This window comes from Mycolicibacterium houstonense (assembly GCF_900078665.2).
In the GTDB taxonomy this organism is placed as follows: Bacteria; Actinomycetota; Actinomycetes; order Mycobacteriales; family Mycobacteriaceae; genus Mycobacterium; species Mycobacterium houstonense.
The window spans coordinates 1,795,720-1,810,079 of record NZ_LT546207.1 but is presented as its reverse complement, the minus strand read 5'-3'; the positions used below and the strand labels follow the sequence as shown (position 1 = coordinate 1,810,079).

General features: G+C 67.4%; 10 protein-coding genes and 3 pseudogenes. 6 read left to right on the top strand and 7 right to left on the bottom strand.

Going from position 1 to position 14,360, the window contains the following annotated elements; all coding sequences use genetic code 11:
* Positions 1–2: 2 nt before the first annotated feature.
* From BN4332_RS09165 to BN4332_RS09155, 3 genes and pseudogenes are all read right to left on the bottom strand, one after another.
* Positions 3–773: pseudogene (locus BN4332_RS09165) on the bottom strand (CHAT domain-containing protein); the annotation flags it as partial.
* A pseudogene (locus tag BN4332_RS09160) lies at positions 770–2,384 on the bottom strand (hypothetical protein). The pseudogenes BN4332_RS09160 and BN4332_RS09165, both read right to left, overlap by 4 nt.
* Before the next feature lie 73 nt (positions 2,385–2,457).
* The gene (locus tag BN4332_RS09155; protein ID WP_066898149.1) at positions 2,458–2,967 is read right to left on the bottom strand and encodes a lipoprotein LpqH; all 510 of its coding nucleotides are present in this window, start codon (positions 2,965–2,967) and stop codon (positions 2,458–2,460) included.
* A gap of 169 nt (positions 2,968–3,136) precedes the next feature.
* Here BN4332_RS09155 and BN4332_RS09150 point away from each other — a divergent pair, with 169 nt between their 5' ends.
* Positions 3,137–3,403, top strand: coding sequence for a hypothetical protein (locus BN4332_RS09150; protein WP_200820392.1), 267 nt, complete (start codon positions 3,137–3,139; stop codon positions 3,401–3,403).
* 3 nt (positions 3,404–3,406) lie between these two features.
* Positions 3,407–4,566 (top strand): annotated as a pseudogene (locus BN4332_RS09145) (winged helix DNA-binding domain-containing protein).
* 12 nt (positions 4,567–4,578) lie between these two features.
* Here BN4332_RS09145 and uvrA read toward each other — a convergent pair.
* Positions 4,579–7,473 carry an excinuclease ABC subunit UvrA gene (uvrA, locus tag BN4332_RS09140; protein ID WP_066898148.1) on the bottom strand — a complete coding sequence of 965 codons (2,895 nt, stop codon included), beginning with the start codon at positions 7,471–7,473 and terminating at the stop codon, positions 4,579–4,581.
* Positions 7,474–7,546: 73 nt separating this feature from the next.
* On the opposite strand from uvrA, the gene BN4332_RS09135 reads away from it, so the two are divergent.
* Positions 7,547–8,233 carry an MBL fold metallo-hydrolase gene (locus BN4332_RS09135; protein WP_066898147.1) on the top strand — a complete coding sequence of 229 codons (687 nt, stop codon included), beginning with the start codon at positions 7,547–7,549 and terminating at the stop codon, positions 8,231–8,233.
* 7 nt (positions 8,234–8,240) lie between these two features.
* On the opposite strand, the gene BN4332_RS09130 is transcribed toward BN4332_RS09135, so the two are convergent.
* Positions 8,241–8,684, bottom strand: a complete 444-nt coding sequence (locus BN4332_RS09130; protein WP_066898146.1) for a universal stress protein — start codon at positions 8,682–8,684, stop codon at positions 8,241–8,243.
* 352 nt (positions 8,685–9,036) lie between these two features.
* On the opposite strand from BN4332_RS09130, the gene BN4332_RS34215 reads away from it, so the two are divergent.
* On the top strand, positions 9,037–9,588 hold the full coding sequence (locus BN4332_RS34215) for a glycosyltransferase family protein (RefSeq protein WP_235654058.1): 552 nt from the start codon (positions 9,037–9,039) through the stop codon (positions 9,586–9,588).
* Positions 9,582–10,574, top strand: coding sequence for a hypothetical protein (locus tag BN4332_RS34210; RefSeq protein ID WP_235654057.1), 993 nt, complete (start codon positions 9,582–9,584; stop codon positions 10,572–10,574). Before BN4332_RS34215 ends, BN4332_RS34210 begins: the two co-directional genes overlap by 7 nt.
* Before the next feature lies 1 nt (position 10,575).
* Here BN4332_RS34210 and BN4332_RS09120 read toward each other — a convergent pair whose 3' ends face one another.
* Positions 10,576–11,424, bottom strand: coding sequence for an acyl-CoA thioesterase (locus tag BN4332_RS09120; RefSeq protein WP_096866867.1), 849 nt, complete (start codon positions 11,422–11,424; stop codon positions 10,576–10,578).
* Between the two features lie 13 nt (positions 11,425–11,437).
* Positions 11,438–12,658 carry a PucR family transcriptional regulator gene (locus BN4332_RS09115; RefSeq protein ID WP_235654056.1) on the bottom strand — a complete coding sequence of 407 codons (1,221 nt, stop codon included), beginning with the start codon at positions 12,656–12,658 and terminating at the stop codon, positions 11,438–11,440.
* Positions 12,659–12,930: 272 nt separating this feature from the next.
* Here BN4332_RS09115 and hydA point away from each other — a divergent pair, with 272 nt between their 5' ends.
* Positions 12,931–14,340: a dihydropyrimidinase gene (hydA, locus tag BN4332_RS09110; RefSeq protein ID WP_066898144.1), complete on the top strand. Its 1,410-nt coding sequence runs from the start codon at positions 12,931–12,933 to the stop codon at positions 14,338–14,340.
* The last annotated feature ends 20 nt before the right edge of the window (positions 14,341–14,360 follow it).

Here is a 14,360-nt window from a genome sequence, read left to right as displayed (position 1 = left end):
GCGTGCCCGGCGTCGCCGTCGGCGGCACTGGCGTGCCCGACATACAGCAGCCGGGCCGGGTCCTGCGCGCACACATCGGCCAGCCAGTGCCGGTCGGTATCGGTGCGCCGGAACAGTTCGACGGCCTCGGCGGCCTTGGGCAGCACGGGCTGCTCGGCCATCAGTTCCCCGAAATGACGGGTCAACGGTGTCTGCGTCGACGGCCGGCCCAGCACCGATCCCAGCGCCGAGTCCGGCCGTTGCCCGGGGATGCGCGGGTCGAGCAGCAGCACCGGTGGACGGTCGCGCCGGTCCTGCCAGCTGCCGGGGCGACGTGGTGCGTGAACGATGTTGGGCGGCACCGCCATCAGCACATCGGCCATCTCCATCAACCGGAAGCCGTGCGGTCCCGGCATCGCCAGCTGTCCCCACGGAACGCGGCCCAGCCTCGGGCTCGGCGTGACGAACAGCACCGGCCTGGGTGCGTCCACGCAGTCTGCCAGCAGTTTCCAAGCCTCGGCGCCGATCAGCTGAGTTCCGAGCAACCGGGCGAGCTCGAACTCGGCCGCGCCGTCGGCGAATGCGCCTGTGGTCACGGCCCGTTGGATTGCGTCGGCAGCCGTTTCGCTTCCGATCGGATCGGGCAGCGCCGGGTTGAGCGCGGCCTCCACCGCCTCCAGGTTGGGTTGCTCGATCACCCAGGTGACCGAGCGCTGGGGCTCGCCGACGACGCGCAGGCTCGCGTACGTCGCAATGCCGACATCAGCCAACCGCAACACCAACGTCACGGTCATGGCCACGTCGCCCATTCCGCACCGGGCGCGGTGACGTCGCGGCCATAGCGTTGCCCCGCCAACTCCCGGTACCGACGGAGGATGGGCCCTGAGCTCGGGTCCATCCGCAGCGGTGGCAACGGGCCGAGTCTGGTCAGTGCACCTTCGCCGCCGACGGGTTCGGCCGCGGCCGCTACCGCGAGATCTGGGGCGAGCTCGGCCTCCACCGGCACGACTCCGGTGGCCGTCTCAGCCCAGTCGGCAACCTGGGCGCAGCCTGCATCGAGGGAGCCGTCAGCACTGAAAGTTCCCCGCGCACTGTGGTATTCGATCAGTTCACAAATCAACTCGGTGTCGTCCGATTCCCAGGCCACGGCGAACGCCCCGGCCAGCAGCGGCGCCGAGACACCGTTGGCCCATCGGGCGCGAGCGCCGGCGTCGACGATCGTGTAGCGGACCGAATCCACCGCCAGCGCCGCAGGCACTTTGAGGTCGACCGCCTTCGCGAGTTTCTCCATCCCACGGCGGTACTTTCGGCTCCCCGGACGGCAGTTGTACCAACCGGTTCCCGCGGCATGACGGGCCTCGACCTGTTCCCAGCTCTGCCCCGGTTTACCCAAGCCGTCGAAGCCCATCTCGGCGAGCGCCGCGGCCCGCCAGATGTTCCCCAGATGGGCGTCCAGCCGCGCGTATTGCAGCCAGCTGTGCCGAGGAGAGGAATCCAGCAGTCCCCTGGCCTCTTCCACCATCGCGATCGCGTCGTCGAACAGGCCACGGAAGAGGGCGATCCAACTGCGTTGCAACAGGATCCGATGGATGTAGAGCGGCCGCTCGATCTCCCGCCAATGCCGCTCGGCGTGCTCCCAGCATTGATCGGCCTCACGTAACCGGCCGATCCCCAGCCGGATCAGCCCGAAGTACAGCCAGCTTCGANCCTCGGGCCTGCGCGCGGGCACCGGCCCGGCGCAACCACGGCTCGGCCTCGTCGAGACGTCCCGACTCGATGCAGAACCGCGCGTAACCCAGCGCGCCCGTCACGAACAGATAATCGGTTTCAGCATCGTCACCACCGGAGCCGGCATTCTGCAAAAAGTCCCGTACCTCGGCCCATACCGGCGCCGCCGCCGCGTAGAGGTCGTCGTCGCACAGGCCACTGGCGATCAGGATCCTGGTACGGCAGATCAGGTTGCGATGTTCGGCGGCCAGATCATCGAACTCCCCGCCCATTTCGATCAACGTCGCCAGGTGCGCCGCGGCACGGTCATGGTCGCCGTGCGCGGCGGCCAGCCCGGCTTCGAGGAACTCGACCCGCCTGGCGTACCGGCAGAGCATGTGCACGACCTGCGCCTCGGACATGGTGACCTGTGCGGCCAGGTCAGGCCGCCGGCCCGCGCGGATCGCGGTGTAGATCGCCAGACAATCCCGGATCCGGGAAATGCTCTCCACCACACCGTCATAGGCGGTGCGGACCAGATAGATCTCACCGAGTTGGGCGAACACCTCGAGCGCGTAGTCGTCGCGGTCGGCCTGTTCGATCTGGGGCAGCAACGAGACCAGCAGTTCGCGAGCGGCGTCCTCGTCGGCGGCCAACGTCAGGTGTCGGGCGCGGTCCAGCTCCCCGACGATGGTCACCGTTGCACCATACAAAAGTGGCGGGCGCGCCCGGCAAACGCTCTGCCGGGCATGCCCGCCGTGTCGGGACTTCTCAGCTGCACGTCACCGTGATGGTGAACGGCTTGGTGATCATCCCGGCCATCGGGTTCTTCATGTCGGCACCGGCCGCCTCGCCGGTGATGGTGTAGGTGTCACCGTCCACCTTGACCTCGGCCGAGCCGACCTTGACGCCCATGTTCTCGCTGACCGCCAGGGCGCTGCCGTCGTAGACCAGGCCCAGCGATTCGACCTTGGGCGTGGCCTCGTCGGTCATCACCACACCGAGGCCCTGCTGGCCGCCGATCGCGGCGCTGGCGACGTTGATCTTGCCGGCCTGCTTCACACAGGTCACCGAGTTGAGATCGAGACCGGCCAGGTCGGAGCCGCCGACCTTGACCTCGGTCTTGCCGCCGCTGCTGACCTCCGATGCCTCGGCCGCTGCGGCGGGCTTCTCCGCGGGCTTGTCGGCCGGCTTGTCGTTCGAGCAGCCGACCAGCACCGCGCCGGTGGCGAGCAGTCCGATGGCTCCTGCGATAACCCGATTCCCGGTCTGTACGGCCATTGCGTCTTCCCCTTCGTTTTCGCGTCGCCCCGATGGCTCCGTCGTGCCATGAAGTCTTGGCGGGCCGAGGCGCTACCGATCCCAAGAAATGTCGGTTGTCGCAGGTAACGTGGGTGTCGTGACCAAGGACGCCGCACAGCCGGGCGAATCGGAAGACACCGAGACCGTCATCGAAGGTGAGGTGCTGCCCGCCGCCCCCGGCCCGGTCCCCGAGCCGGCCGACACCGGGTACACCGCGGCGGGCGTGCCGACGTTCGACGCGGTGCGCGAGAAGATCGAGACTCGGTACGGCACCGCACTCGGAGCCTCCGAGCTCGCCGCCGAGACGCCGGAGGGCCGTTCGGTCGAGGAGCAGTACGAGCAGCGGCAGCAGGCCGCGGCCGAACGGCTGCAACAGATCCGGGAGTCGATGCGCGACCGGGACGACGACGCCTGATCCATGCGGTCATTCACTTTGGCCGAGCGGCGGGCGCGGCTGGCCCGGCGGCATTTCCTGACCTCTCCGGCCGATTCGGTCACCGGGGCGACGGCCTCGTTCGTCGGCCTGCACGCGACTGATCCGTCCACGCCGTACCTGTCCCTGTGGGCCCGGCTGCCCGGTTTCACCGTCGACGACCTGGACAGCGAGCTGTATCGACACCGCGGGCTGCTCAAACACCTCGCGATGCGCCGCACGCTGTGGATCGTGCGTACCGAGGACCTACCGCTGGTGCAGGCCGCGGCCAGTGACCGGGTGGCCGGCAACGAGCAGCGCAAGCTCGTCGGCGATGTGCAGAAGGCCGGCGTGGCGGCCGACGGCGCCCAATGGCTGGACACGGCGTGCCAGGCCGTACTGGCCCATCTGCGCGAGCACGGACCCACCCCCGCGGCGCAGCTGCGCGCCGCCTTGCCCGAACTCGCGGGCATGTTCGACCCGGCACCCGGAAAGCGTTGGGGCGGTGAGACTCCGCTCTCCCCAAGGGTTTTGACCGTGCTGGGGTGCGCGGCGAAATCGTCCGCGGCCCGAACGACAGTGGCTGGACCAACTCCCGGCCGCGGTGGGCGCTCACCTCCGACTGGCTCGGGTCCCCGGTGCCGACGGCGCAGCCGGAGCATGCCCGTGCCGAGCTGGTGCGCACCTGGTTGCGGACGTTCGGTCCCGCCACGGTCACCGACATCAAATGGTGGTTCGGCAACACCTTGACCTGGGCGCGGCACGCGCTGCGCGATATCGGAGCCATCGAGGTGGACCTGGAAGGCAGCCCTGGTTACGTGCTGCCCGACGATCTCGACGTCGAGCCGGACGCCGAGCCCTGGGCGGCCCTGCTCCCGGGTCTGGACGTCACCACGATGGGCTGGTTCGACCGGGCCTGGTACCTCGGAGACCATCGCGCCCAGGTGTTCGACACCAACGGCAACGGCGGGCCCACGGCATGGTGGAACGGCCGCATTGTGGGTGGCTGGGGCCAGGACGCCGACGGCCGCGTTCAGCTGCACCTGCTGGAAGAGATCGGCCGCGACGGCACCCGCGCGTTGCAGCAGCGCGCCGATGCGCTGACGGAATGGCTGGCCGGCAGCCGGGCCAATCCCCGGTTCCCGTCGCCACTGTCGAAGCGGTAGCGCCGCCTGACCCTAGGCGCTGACCTTGCGCCGCTTGGGTTTCGGCGCGGGCACGTCGACCAGCTCGGCGAGGAACTTGCCGGTGTAGCTGATCGGGTCGGCCGCCACATCCTCGGGCGTGCCCTGTGCGACGACCGTGCCACCGCCGGCACCGCCCTCCGGGCCCATGTCCACGATCCAGTCCGAGGTCTTGATCACGTCGAGGTTGTGCTCGATCACGATCACCGTATTGCCCTTGTCGACAAGGCCGTTGATCACCTTGAGCAGCTTGCGGATGTCTTCGAAGTGCAGGCCCGTGGTGGGCTCGTCGAGGATGTAGACGGTGCGCCCGGTGGACCGTTTCTGCAACTCGGCGGCCAGCTTGACGCGCTGCGCCTCACCGCCCGACAGCGTCGGGGCGGGCTGCCCCAACCGCACGTAGCCCAATCCGACGTCGACGAGGGTCTTGAGGTAGCGGTGGATCGAGCTGATGGGCTCGAAGAACTCGGTGGCCTCCTCGATCGACATGTCCAGCACCTCGGCGATGGTCTTGCCCTTGTAGTGCACCTCAAGGGTTTCCCGGTTGTACCGGGCGCCCTGGCACACCTCGCACGGCACATACACGTCGGGCAGGAAGTTCATCTCGATCTTGATGGTGCCGTCGCCCGAGCAGGCCTCGCACCGACCGCCCTTGACGTTGAACGAGAACCGCCCGGGCTGGTAGCCGCGCACCTTGGCCTCGGTGGTCGCCGCGAACAGCGACCGGATCTTGTCGAACACCCCGGTGTAGGTGGCCGGGTTGGACCGCGGCGTCCGGCCGATGGGCGACTGGTCCACCCGGACCAGCTTGTCCAGCTGGTCCAGGCCGTTGACCCGGGTGTGCCGGCCGGGCACCTGGCGCGCACCATTGAGCTTGTTGGCCATCACCGCGGCCAGGATGTCGTTGACCAGGGTCGACTTGCCCGAACCGGAGACCCCGGTGACCGAGGTCAGCACCCCGAGCGGGAAGGCGACGTCGATCTCCTTGAGGTTGTTCTCCCGTGCCCCGACCACGGTGACCTGACGGCGCTTGTCGGTGGGCCGCCGGATCGCCGGGACCTCGATGCTCTCCTTGCCGGAAAGGTAAGCGCCGGTGATGGAATCGGGATTGCGGAGCAGATCCTGGTAGGTGCCGCTGTGCACGATCTGGCCACCGTGCTCACCGGCGGCCGGGCCGATGTCGACCACCCAGTCGGCGTGGGCGATGGTGTCCAGATCGTGTTCGACGACGATCAGTGTGTTGCCCAGGTCGCGCAGCCGCACGAGCGTGTCGATCAGTCTGCGGTTGTCGCGCTGGTGCAGCCCGATGGACGGCTCGTCGAGCACGTAGAGCACGCCGACCAGGCCGGAACCGATCTGCGTGGCGAGCCGGATGCGCTGCGCCTCCCCACCCGACAGCGTCGCGGCCGCCCGCGACAGCGACAGGTAGTCCAGGCCGACGTCGAGCAGGAAGCCCAGCCTGGACTGGATTTCCTTGAGCACCTGCCCGGCGATGGCCTGCTCGCGGTGGCCCAGCGTCAGCGCGTTGAGGAACTTCGCGCAGTCCGCGATGGACAGCTCGGCCACCTCTGCGATGGACTTCGCGCCGAACTCCCCCGCGGCCATCGTCACGGCGAGAATCTCGGGCTTGAGCCGGGTGCCGTTGCATTCCGGGCACGGAATGTCGCGCATGAAGCCCTCGTAGCGTTCCTTCATCTGCTCCGAATCGGTCTGCTCCATGCGGCGCTGTAGGAACGCCATCACGCCCTCGAAGTCCGCGTAGTAGGACCGGGTGCGGCCGTAGCGGTTCTTGTAGCGGACGTGGACCTGGTGATCCGAGCCTTCCAGGATCGCCTTACGTGCCTTGGCGGGCAGCTTCTTCCACGGGGTATCGATGTCGAAACCGAGCTGGTCACCCAGCCCGGACAGCATCCGGGTGAAGTACTCGGCACTCTGGCCCACGGCCCATGGGGCGATGGCGCCCCCGGCGAGGGTCAGCTCTGGGTCGGGCACGACCAGTTCGGGATCGACCTCTTTGCGGATGCCCAGACCCGTGCACTCCGGGCAGGCGCCATAGGGCGAGTTGAACGAGAACGACCGGGGTTCAAGATCATCCACGGCCAGCGGGTGCCCATTGGGGCAGGCCAGCTTCTCGGAGAAGCGCTGTTCGCGGTGCGGATGGTCGTCCTCGCGGTCGACGAACTCGAGCACCACGATGCCGTCGGCCAGGTTCAGCGCGGTCTCGATCGAGTCGGTGAGGCGCTGCTTGGCGCTGGCCTTGACCGTCAACCGGTCGACGACCACCTCGATGTCGTGCTTTTCCTGCTTCTTGAGCTTGGGCGGATCGGTCAGCGGATGCACGACGCCGTCCACCCGGACCCGGCTGTAGCCCTGGGTGTTGAGCTTCTCGAACAGGTCGACGAACTCGCCCTTGCGGGTGCGGACCACCGGGGCCAGCACCTGGAACCGCAGGCCCTCGTCCATCGCCAGCACCTGGTCGACGATCTGCTGCGGGGTCTGCCGGGCGATGCGCTCACCACAGACCGGGCAGTGCGGGGTGCCCGCACGGGCGTAGAGCAGGCGCAGGTAGTCGTACACCTCGGTGATGGTGCCGACCGTCGAACGAGGGTTGCGGTTGGTCGACTTCTGGTCGATGGACACCGCCGGTGACAGACCCTCGATGAAGTCGACGTCGGGTTTGTCCATCTGCCCCAGGAACTGCCGGGCGTACGCCGACAGCGACTCGACATAGCGGCGCTGGCCCTCGGCGAAGATGGTGTCGAAGGCCAGCGAGGATTTGCCGGACCCCGACAGGCCGGTGAACACGATCAGCGCATCCCGCGGCAGATCGAGGTCAACTCCCCGCAGATTGTGCTCGCGCGCACCCTTCACGATCAGGCGGTCAGCCACGCGTTTCCTTTCCCACGACAGACTTCACGCCCATGCTATGTGCGCCCACCGACAAGCCGGTTACGGTGGCGCTATGACCAGCCCTCACATCACCGTTGACGACAACTACACCGGTCACGTCGAGCCGGGAACCGCGGCCCGGCGCACGCTGCCCGGCGCCTCGATCATCAAGGTGTCGGTGGGCCCGATGGACAACAACGCCTACCTGGTGACCTGCAATTCCACCGGGCAAACCCTGCTGATCGACGCCGCCAACGACGCCGAGGTGCTACTGGACGTGATCAAACAGCACGCCCCCGAGCTCGCCCTGATCGTCACCAGTCACCAGCACTTCGACCACTGGCAGGCACTGGCCGCTGTGGCCGAGGTCACCGGGGCACCGACCGCGGCACACGAACTCGATGCCGAGCCATTGCCGGTCAACCCGGACCGGATCCTGGTCGACGGGGACACGGTGCGCATCGGCGAGCTCACATTCGACGTGATCCATCTGCAGGGGCACACCGAAGGTTCGGTCGCCCTGGCGCTCAAGGGGGCCGACGGGGACGTCACCCACCTGTTCACCGGCGACTGCCTGTTCCCCGGCGGCGTCGGCAAGACCTGGCAGCCGGGTGACTTCGAGCGGCTACTGGGCGATGTGAGCGCCAAGGTGTTCGACGTCTATGACGACCGCACCGTGGTGTACCCCGGTCACGGCGACGACACCACGCTCGGCGCCGAACGTCCCCATCTCGGGGAGTGGCGCGAGCGCGGCTGGTAGCTGCCGGTCAGCTGGTGTGGACGATGAGCACGTCGGTCTTCGACCGGCGTGCCACGTTCGCGGGCACCGAGCCCAGCAGGCGGCCGGCGATCGTGCTCAGACCGACGTTGCCGACGACCAGCAGATCTGCCTTGACGTCCTCGGCCAGCTCGACGAGGGCGTCAACCGGGGCGCCGACGATCGGGCGCTCTTCGATGTCAGTGGCGCCGGCGGCCTTCGCCCGGTCGGTGGCCTCGCGCAGGATGGCGTAGATCGGCGCGTTGCCCGCCATCTTGTAGCCCTCCTCCTTGAGCACATCAGCGGCACGCTGGTCTTCGCTCTGGGGGAAGTACGCGGTTGCCACGATCAGCTTGGCATTCGAGCTGGCGGCAATCTGACCGGCGCGGTCGACTGCACGCAACGACGAATCAGATCCGTCCGTGCCGACCACCACGGTTCGATACGCGCTCATCAATACCCTCCCACTGTCAGTTGCAACGCCACCCGAGACAGTAACCCGTCGCCCGCTGACCAGGGGCGCGAATCACGACACCCGCACGGCCAGCCGACAACTGGCTCCGGTTTCGCCTCCCGGACGGCGAATTGGCACTGATGTTAACTCTCGGAGGTGCAAATGCGGTGCCGACCGTGACGTAGTCGACGCCCTCCGAATCCGGGTTGCGGGCAGGACGATTCACCGCCGGGCGTGATCCAGCTCATCCAGACCCGCCCGAACCGACGGCAATAGTGCTGCCGGAGAAAGCGAATCGGAGTGACTCGGGTTACTGTTTGCCATCGGTTGAGGGGAAGAAACGGTCGCTGACGTGGATGTATCGCTGAATGAGCGCGCCGGGGGCGCGCGCCAGCGCATCGATCGCGGTGCGCGCATCGATGCGCTGGCGGTGGCGGCGTTCGCCGTCGTGCTCGCCGCCGCGGGCGCAGCCCGCCCGTCGCTGTGGTTCGACGAGGCCGCCACCATCTCCGCGTCGACCCGGACGGTCCCGCAATTGTGGGATCTGATCGGTCACATCGACGCCGTGCACGGGCTGTACTACCTCGGCATGCACGGCTGGTTCACCGTTTTCCCGGCGACCGAATTCTGGTCCAGGTTCTCCAGCTGTCTGGCCGTCGGTGGCGCGGCCGGCGGGGTGGTGGTGCTCGGCAGGCAGTTCGGCGGCCGCACGGTATCGGTCTGTGCCGGAATTCTTTTCGCGATGCTGCCCAGGATCACCTGGGCAGGCATCGAGGCCCGCTCGTATTCGTGGTCGACGCTGGCCGCGGTGTGGTTGACCGTTCTGCTGATCGTGGCCATCCGGCGCGACCGCACCGCGCTGTGGCTGTCCTACGGTGCGCTGCTGGTCTTTCGACCGTGCTGAACATCTATGTCGTGCTGATGGTGCTCCCGCACGCGGTGGCCGTCGCGCTGCTCGGCACCCGTCGCAGCACCCGCGCCAGGTGGGCCTGGACCACAGCAGCCGCGGTGGCGTGCGTGGTGCCGTTCGTGTGGTGGTGCCGCTCGCAGAGTTTTCAGGTCGGGTGGATCTCGCCGCTGGGCTGGCACACGTTCGCCGAGGTGGCTGTGGAGCAGTATTTCGACCACAGCGTGGCGTTCGCGGTGTTGGCGGCCGTGGCGCTGAGTGCTCCCCTGCTGGTTCGGCGGCTCCGGCCCACCGATGCCGATACCCGCCGGCTCATGGTGATCGCCGCGGTGTGGGTGGTGGCCCCGACCGCGGTCCTGTTGGTGTATTCGGCTGTCGCGCAGCCGCTTTATTACCCTCGCTACCTCTGCTTCACCACCCCGGCCATGGCGTTGCTGCTCGCGGTCGGTGTGGTGGCACTGGCCCGCAGCAGAGAATGGATCACCGCCGCGCTGGCGGCCTTCGCGGTCGCCGCGACACCCAATTACGTCACGGTCCAACGCGGCCCGTACGCCAAGGAGGGCATGGATTTCAGCCAGGTCGCCGACGTCATCTCGTCGCACTCGTCCCCCGGCGACTGCCTGATCTTTGACAACACCACGTCGTGGAAGCCGGGCCCGATCCGCCCGATCACCGCGGCCCGCCCGGCCGCCTATGCCCACCTTGTCGATCCCGGCCGGGGCACCCGGGCACCACAGCGAAACCGGTTGTGGGACGCACACCTCGGCATTTGGGGCGTCGCCGACGAGGTCCGCCGGTGCACGGTGCTGTGGACGGTGTCCGAACGCGACCCGTCCGTGCCGGACCGGCAGAGCGGGGCATCGCTCGATCCTGGCCCCAGGCTGGGTCGGGCGCCGGCCTACCGGGTCCCCGAGAGCATGGGTTTTCACATCAGTGAACGCTGGCAGTTCAACTTCGCCCAGGTGGTCAAGTCCACGCGGTGAGTCAGTCGCGACGGTCGCGGCCGAAGTACATCTCCTGGGTGGCGCTGCACACGAGCTGCCCGGCCCGGTTGTACACCGTTGCGCTCGCCAGGCCGCGCCCGTTGACGCCGCTGGGCGAAACCTGGTCGGACAGCAGCCAATCCGACAGATCGGCCGGGCGGTGAAACCAGATGGCGTGATCGATGAGCGCCGAGAAGGTGGTCACGTGCGTGCCGCGCCGCATCGACAGCGTGGAGTCCAGTAACGCAGTGCCGGTGAAGTAGGTCAGCAGGCAGCTGTTGACGATCGGATCATCGGCCACCGGTTCGGCAGGGCGCCACCACATCCGGGTGTGCGCCGGCGGCTCCGGCAGGTCGATCGCAATCCGTGGCGGCGGGTCGATGTAGCGCCGCTGGATCCACTGCGGCCGGACCCAGAACCCGTTTGCCTCATCGGCGAACGCCTGCAATTGCTCCTCGACCGGCGGCAGGCTTTCGGGATCCGGCACCGCGGGCAACGGCTGCTGGTAATCCGCGGCCTCCATGGGGACGCTGAACGAGACGAGCGCTTCCAGCAAGACGTCATCACCCTGGCGGCCGATCACCCGACGGCTGGACAGCGAGCCACCATCGCGCAGGTTGGCCACCTCCATCTGCACCGGGTACCGGGCATCACCGGCCCGCAGCAGGTAGACGTGCAGGCTGTGCGGCAACCTTCCGCCGACCGTCCGGCTGGCCGCCATCAGTGCCTGGGCCGCGATATGCCCGCCCACGATGTGATGGGTGGCATTGTCCTTCTGTTCGGCGACGAAGAAGCCGTCCCCGGACTCGAGCAGGTCGAGTGTGGACAGTATCTCGGCTAACTGCAGCATGGGCACCGCAGCATTATTCGGGATGGGCTCCGACTGCCGCCAACTCCGATGCCAGAACCACCAGGACACGCGCCGAGTCCGCGGGGACGGTCATGTCCAGACCGGTGAGTTCCTTGAACCGGCGCAGCCGCTTCATCACCGTGTTTCGGTGGCAGAACAGTTGGGCCGCGGTGGCGCTTGCATCACCGTTCTGCGAGAAAACCTTGATCGTCTCCAGCAACGCCGTCAACTCGGCGGGCCGGCACGCTCGCAACGGGCCCCGTATCGACTCGTCCAGCGCCGGCAACCGGGTGTGCAGGGCAGCCCCGGCGATCAGCGGCCAGACGTCCGCGATGGTCGTGGGCCCGGCATGGTCAGGATGCATGGACAGGGCGATCTCGCACGCGACCTCGGCGGCCGAGCGCAGCTGGGCGATCCCCCGATACAACGGCGAAACGCCGCACCGGACCGATTGCAGGTCGGTACGGTCGGGGCTCGAGGTGAATCCGTCGAGCACCCCCACCAGCCCCGAGGTGGCCGCACCGGCCACCCACACCGCCAAGATGCACTCCCCCATCACATAGGTGTAGGCCAACCGGCCGCGGCGACGCAGACGCTCGGCGAACTGCTGCAGCGGCGCCCCCTCGGTGACCAGGGCCGCGGCGACCCACACTCCGTCGGTCTCGCGGATCGACAGCGCCTGCCCGGCCCGGGCGATGAACGTCAACGACGGATACTCATCGGTCATCAACTGTGCCAGCAGTGATTGCACGCTGAACGACCGTTCCTGGGCAATCGCGATCACTTCGTCGAAGTACGCCGCGTGGATGCTTCCGGCAAAACCGTCGACCACCCGCCACATGTCTTCGGTGTGGTGGGTCAACACGGTGGCGTCGTCATCCTCGGAGAGCTCCAGAAAGGCCGACCACAGCACCGAGAAGTCCCGGTGGATGGCGGCGGTGAGCTTCCTCGACTGCACGCCCTGTCGGGCCCGCCGGACCCCGAGTTCGCGGGTGACGCGGCGGTCCTCCTCGCTGATCGGTGCGCCGGCGAGTTGCCTGAGCAACATCGTGAACGCCATCCGCGCACTCTCCCGGAGGTCGGCGGTATCCACCCGCGATTCGTAGAACCGCCGCCCCTCGTCGATCTGCGCCATGTATGCGTCAACGAGGCGCTCGCGATGTGCAGTCACCTGGTCGACCAGCTCCATCCAACGCGTGTCCGACGGTTGATCGGTTTCGGGAGCTTTGCGCACGACCGTCACCGTAGCCACGGCGGCACCGGGCGTCCACGGCACCGGTGTGCACATGCACACCGAAACGGCGAATTTTCGGTGCACCGCGTGCTGGTTCGATGCCGGTTCGTCACTTAGGTTCATTGTGACCGCGGCCACAGTCGAGAGCGTTCGGGAGCACCGCAACGGTGTTGTGCTCCTGCGCCGCGATCAGATCCCGACTGCCGCCAGGCTCGCCCGCGCAGTCGGGTCGACCGCATTTCGGTAGCACGACGAGAGCGAATGAATTGGCAATGAGCAGAACCCTGATCACCGGCGGCACGATCGTCAACGCGACAGGCACGTGTACCGCAGACGTCTTGGTCGACGGCGAGCGGATCGTCGCCGTCCTCGACGCCCAGACCGTGTTGGGTGAATCCCCGGCCGCCGACCGCATCATCGATGCCACCGGCAAGTACGTGATCCCCGGCGGCGTGGATGCCCACACCCATATGGAGATGCCTTTCGGCGGTACCAACGCCTCCGACACGTTCGAAACCGGAACGCGGGCCGCGGCGTGGGGCGGCACCACGACGATCGTCGACTTCGTCGTCCAGAAGGCCGGGGAGAATCCGCTGCGCCAGTACGAACTGTGGCACGAGAAAGCGGGCGGCAACTGTGCCATCGACTACGGCTTCCACCAGATCCTGAGCGACGTCGATGACGCCTCACTGGCCGCCATGGACGAACTGGTTCACGAGGGCGTCACGAGCTTCAAGTTCTTCATGGCCTACAAGGGCGTTTTCCTGTCCGACGACGGCCAGATCCTGCGGGGAATGCAACGGGCGAGCGACAACGGTGCATTGATCATGATGCACGCCGAAAACGGCAGTGTCATCGATGTTCTCGTCCAGCAATCCATCGCCCGGGGCGATACCTCGCCCTACCACCACGGGCTGACCCGGCCCTGGCAGGCCGAAGCTGAGGCGACCCACCGCGCAATCATGCTCGCCGACATCACCGGCGCCCCGCTCTACATCGTCCATGTCAGCGCGAAGCAGGCCGTCGAACAGATTGCCGCCGCACGCGACAACGGACGCAATGTCTTTGCCGAAACCTGTCCGCAGTACCTCTACCTGTCCCTCGAGGAGCATCTTGGCGCCCCCGGCTTCGAAGGCGCGAAATGGGTCTGTTCGACGCCACTACGCTCGCGCGCCGAGGGCCACCAGCACCACATGTGGCAAGGGCTGCGGACCAATGACCTGCAGGTCGTCTCCACCGACCATTGCCCGTTCTGCATGAACGGTCAAAAAGACCTGGGCCGCAACGACTTCTCCAAGATCCCCAATGGCATCGGCTCGGTCGAACATCGGATGGACCTGCTGTACCAAGGCGTCGTGCTCGGTGAGATCTCCCTGCCCCGGTGGGTCGAGATCTGCTCGACGACACCGGCACGCATGTTCGGGATGTACGGGAAGAAAGGTGTGATCCAGCCCGGGGCCGACGCCGACATCGTGATCTACGACCCCAACGGCAGAACACACATCAGCGCCGAGACCCATCACATGAACATCGATCACTCCGCATGGGAGGGCTTCGAGGTCGACGGCCATGTCGACACCGTGCTGTCCCGAGGCCAGGTGGTCGTGGACCGGAACACCTTCCATGGGCGGACCGGCCACGGCCAGTACATCAAGCGCGACCTCAGCCAATACCTCATCTAGCCCCGCCGTCGAGCAAAGAA

Excerpts from the sequence above, each read along its gene's own strand:
- BN4332_RS09120 (WP_096866867.1), bottom strand. The coding sequence starts at position 11,424 with ATGCTGCAGTTAGCCGAGATACTGTCCACACTCGACCTGCTCGAGTCC.
- BN4332_RS09135 (WP_066898147.1), top strand. The coding sequence starts at position 7,547 with ATGACCAGCCCTCACATCACCGTTGACGACAACTACACCGGTCACGTC.
- hydA (WP_066898144.1), top strand. The coding sequence starts at position 12,931 with ATGAGCAGAACCCTGATCACCGGCGGCACGATCGTCAACGCGACAGGC.
- BN4332_RS09130 (WP_066898146.1), bottom strand. The coding sequence starts at position 8,684 with ATGAGCGCGTATCGAACCGTGGTGGTCGGCACGGACGGATCTGATTCG.
- BN4332_RS09155 (WP_066898149.1), bottom strand. The coding sequence starts at position 2,967 with ATGGCCGTACAGACCGGGAATCGGGTTATCGCAGGAGCCATCGGACTG.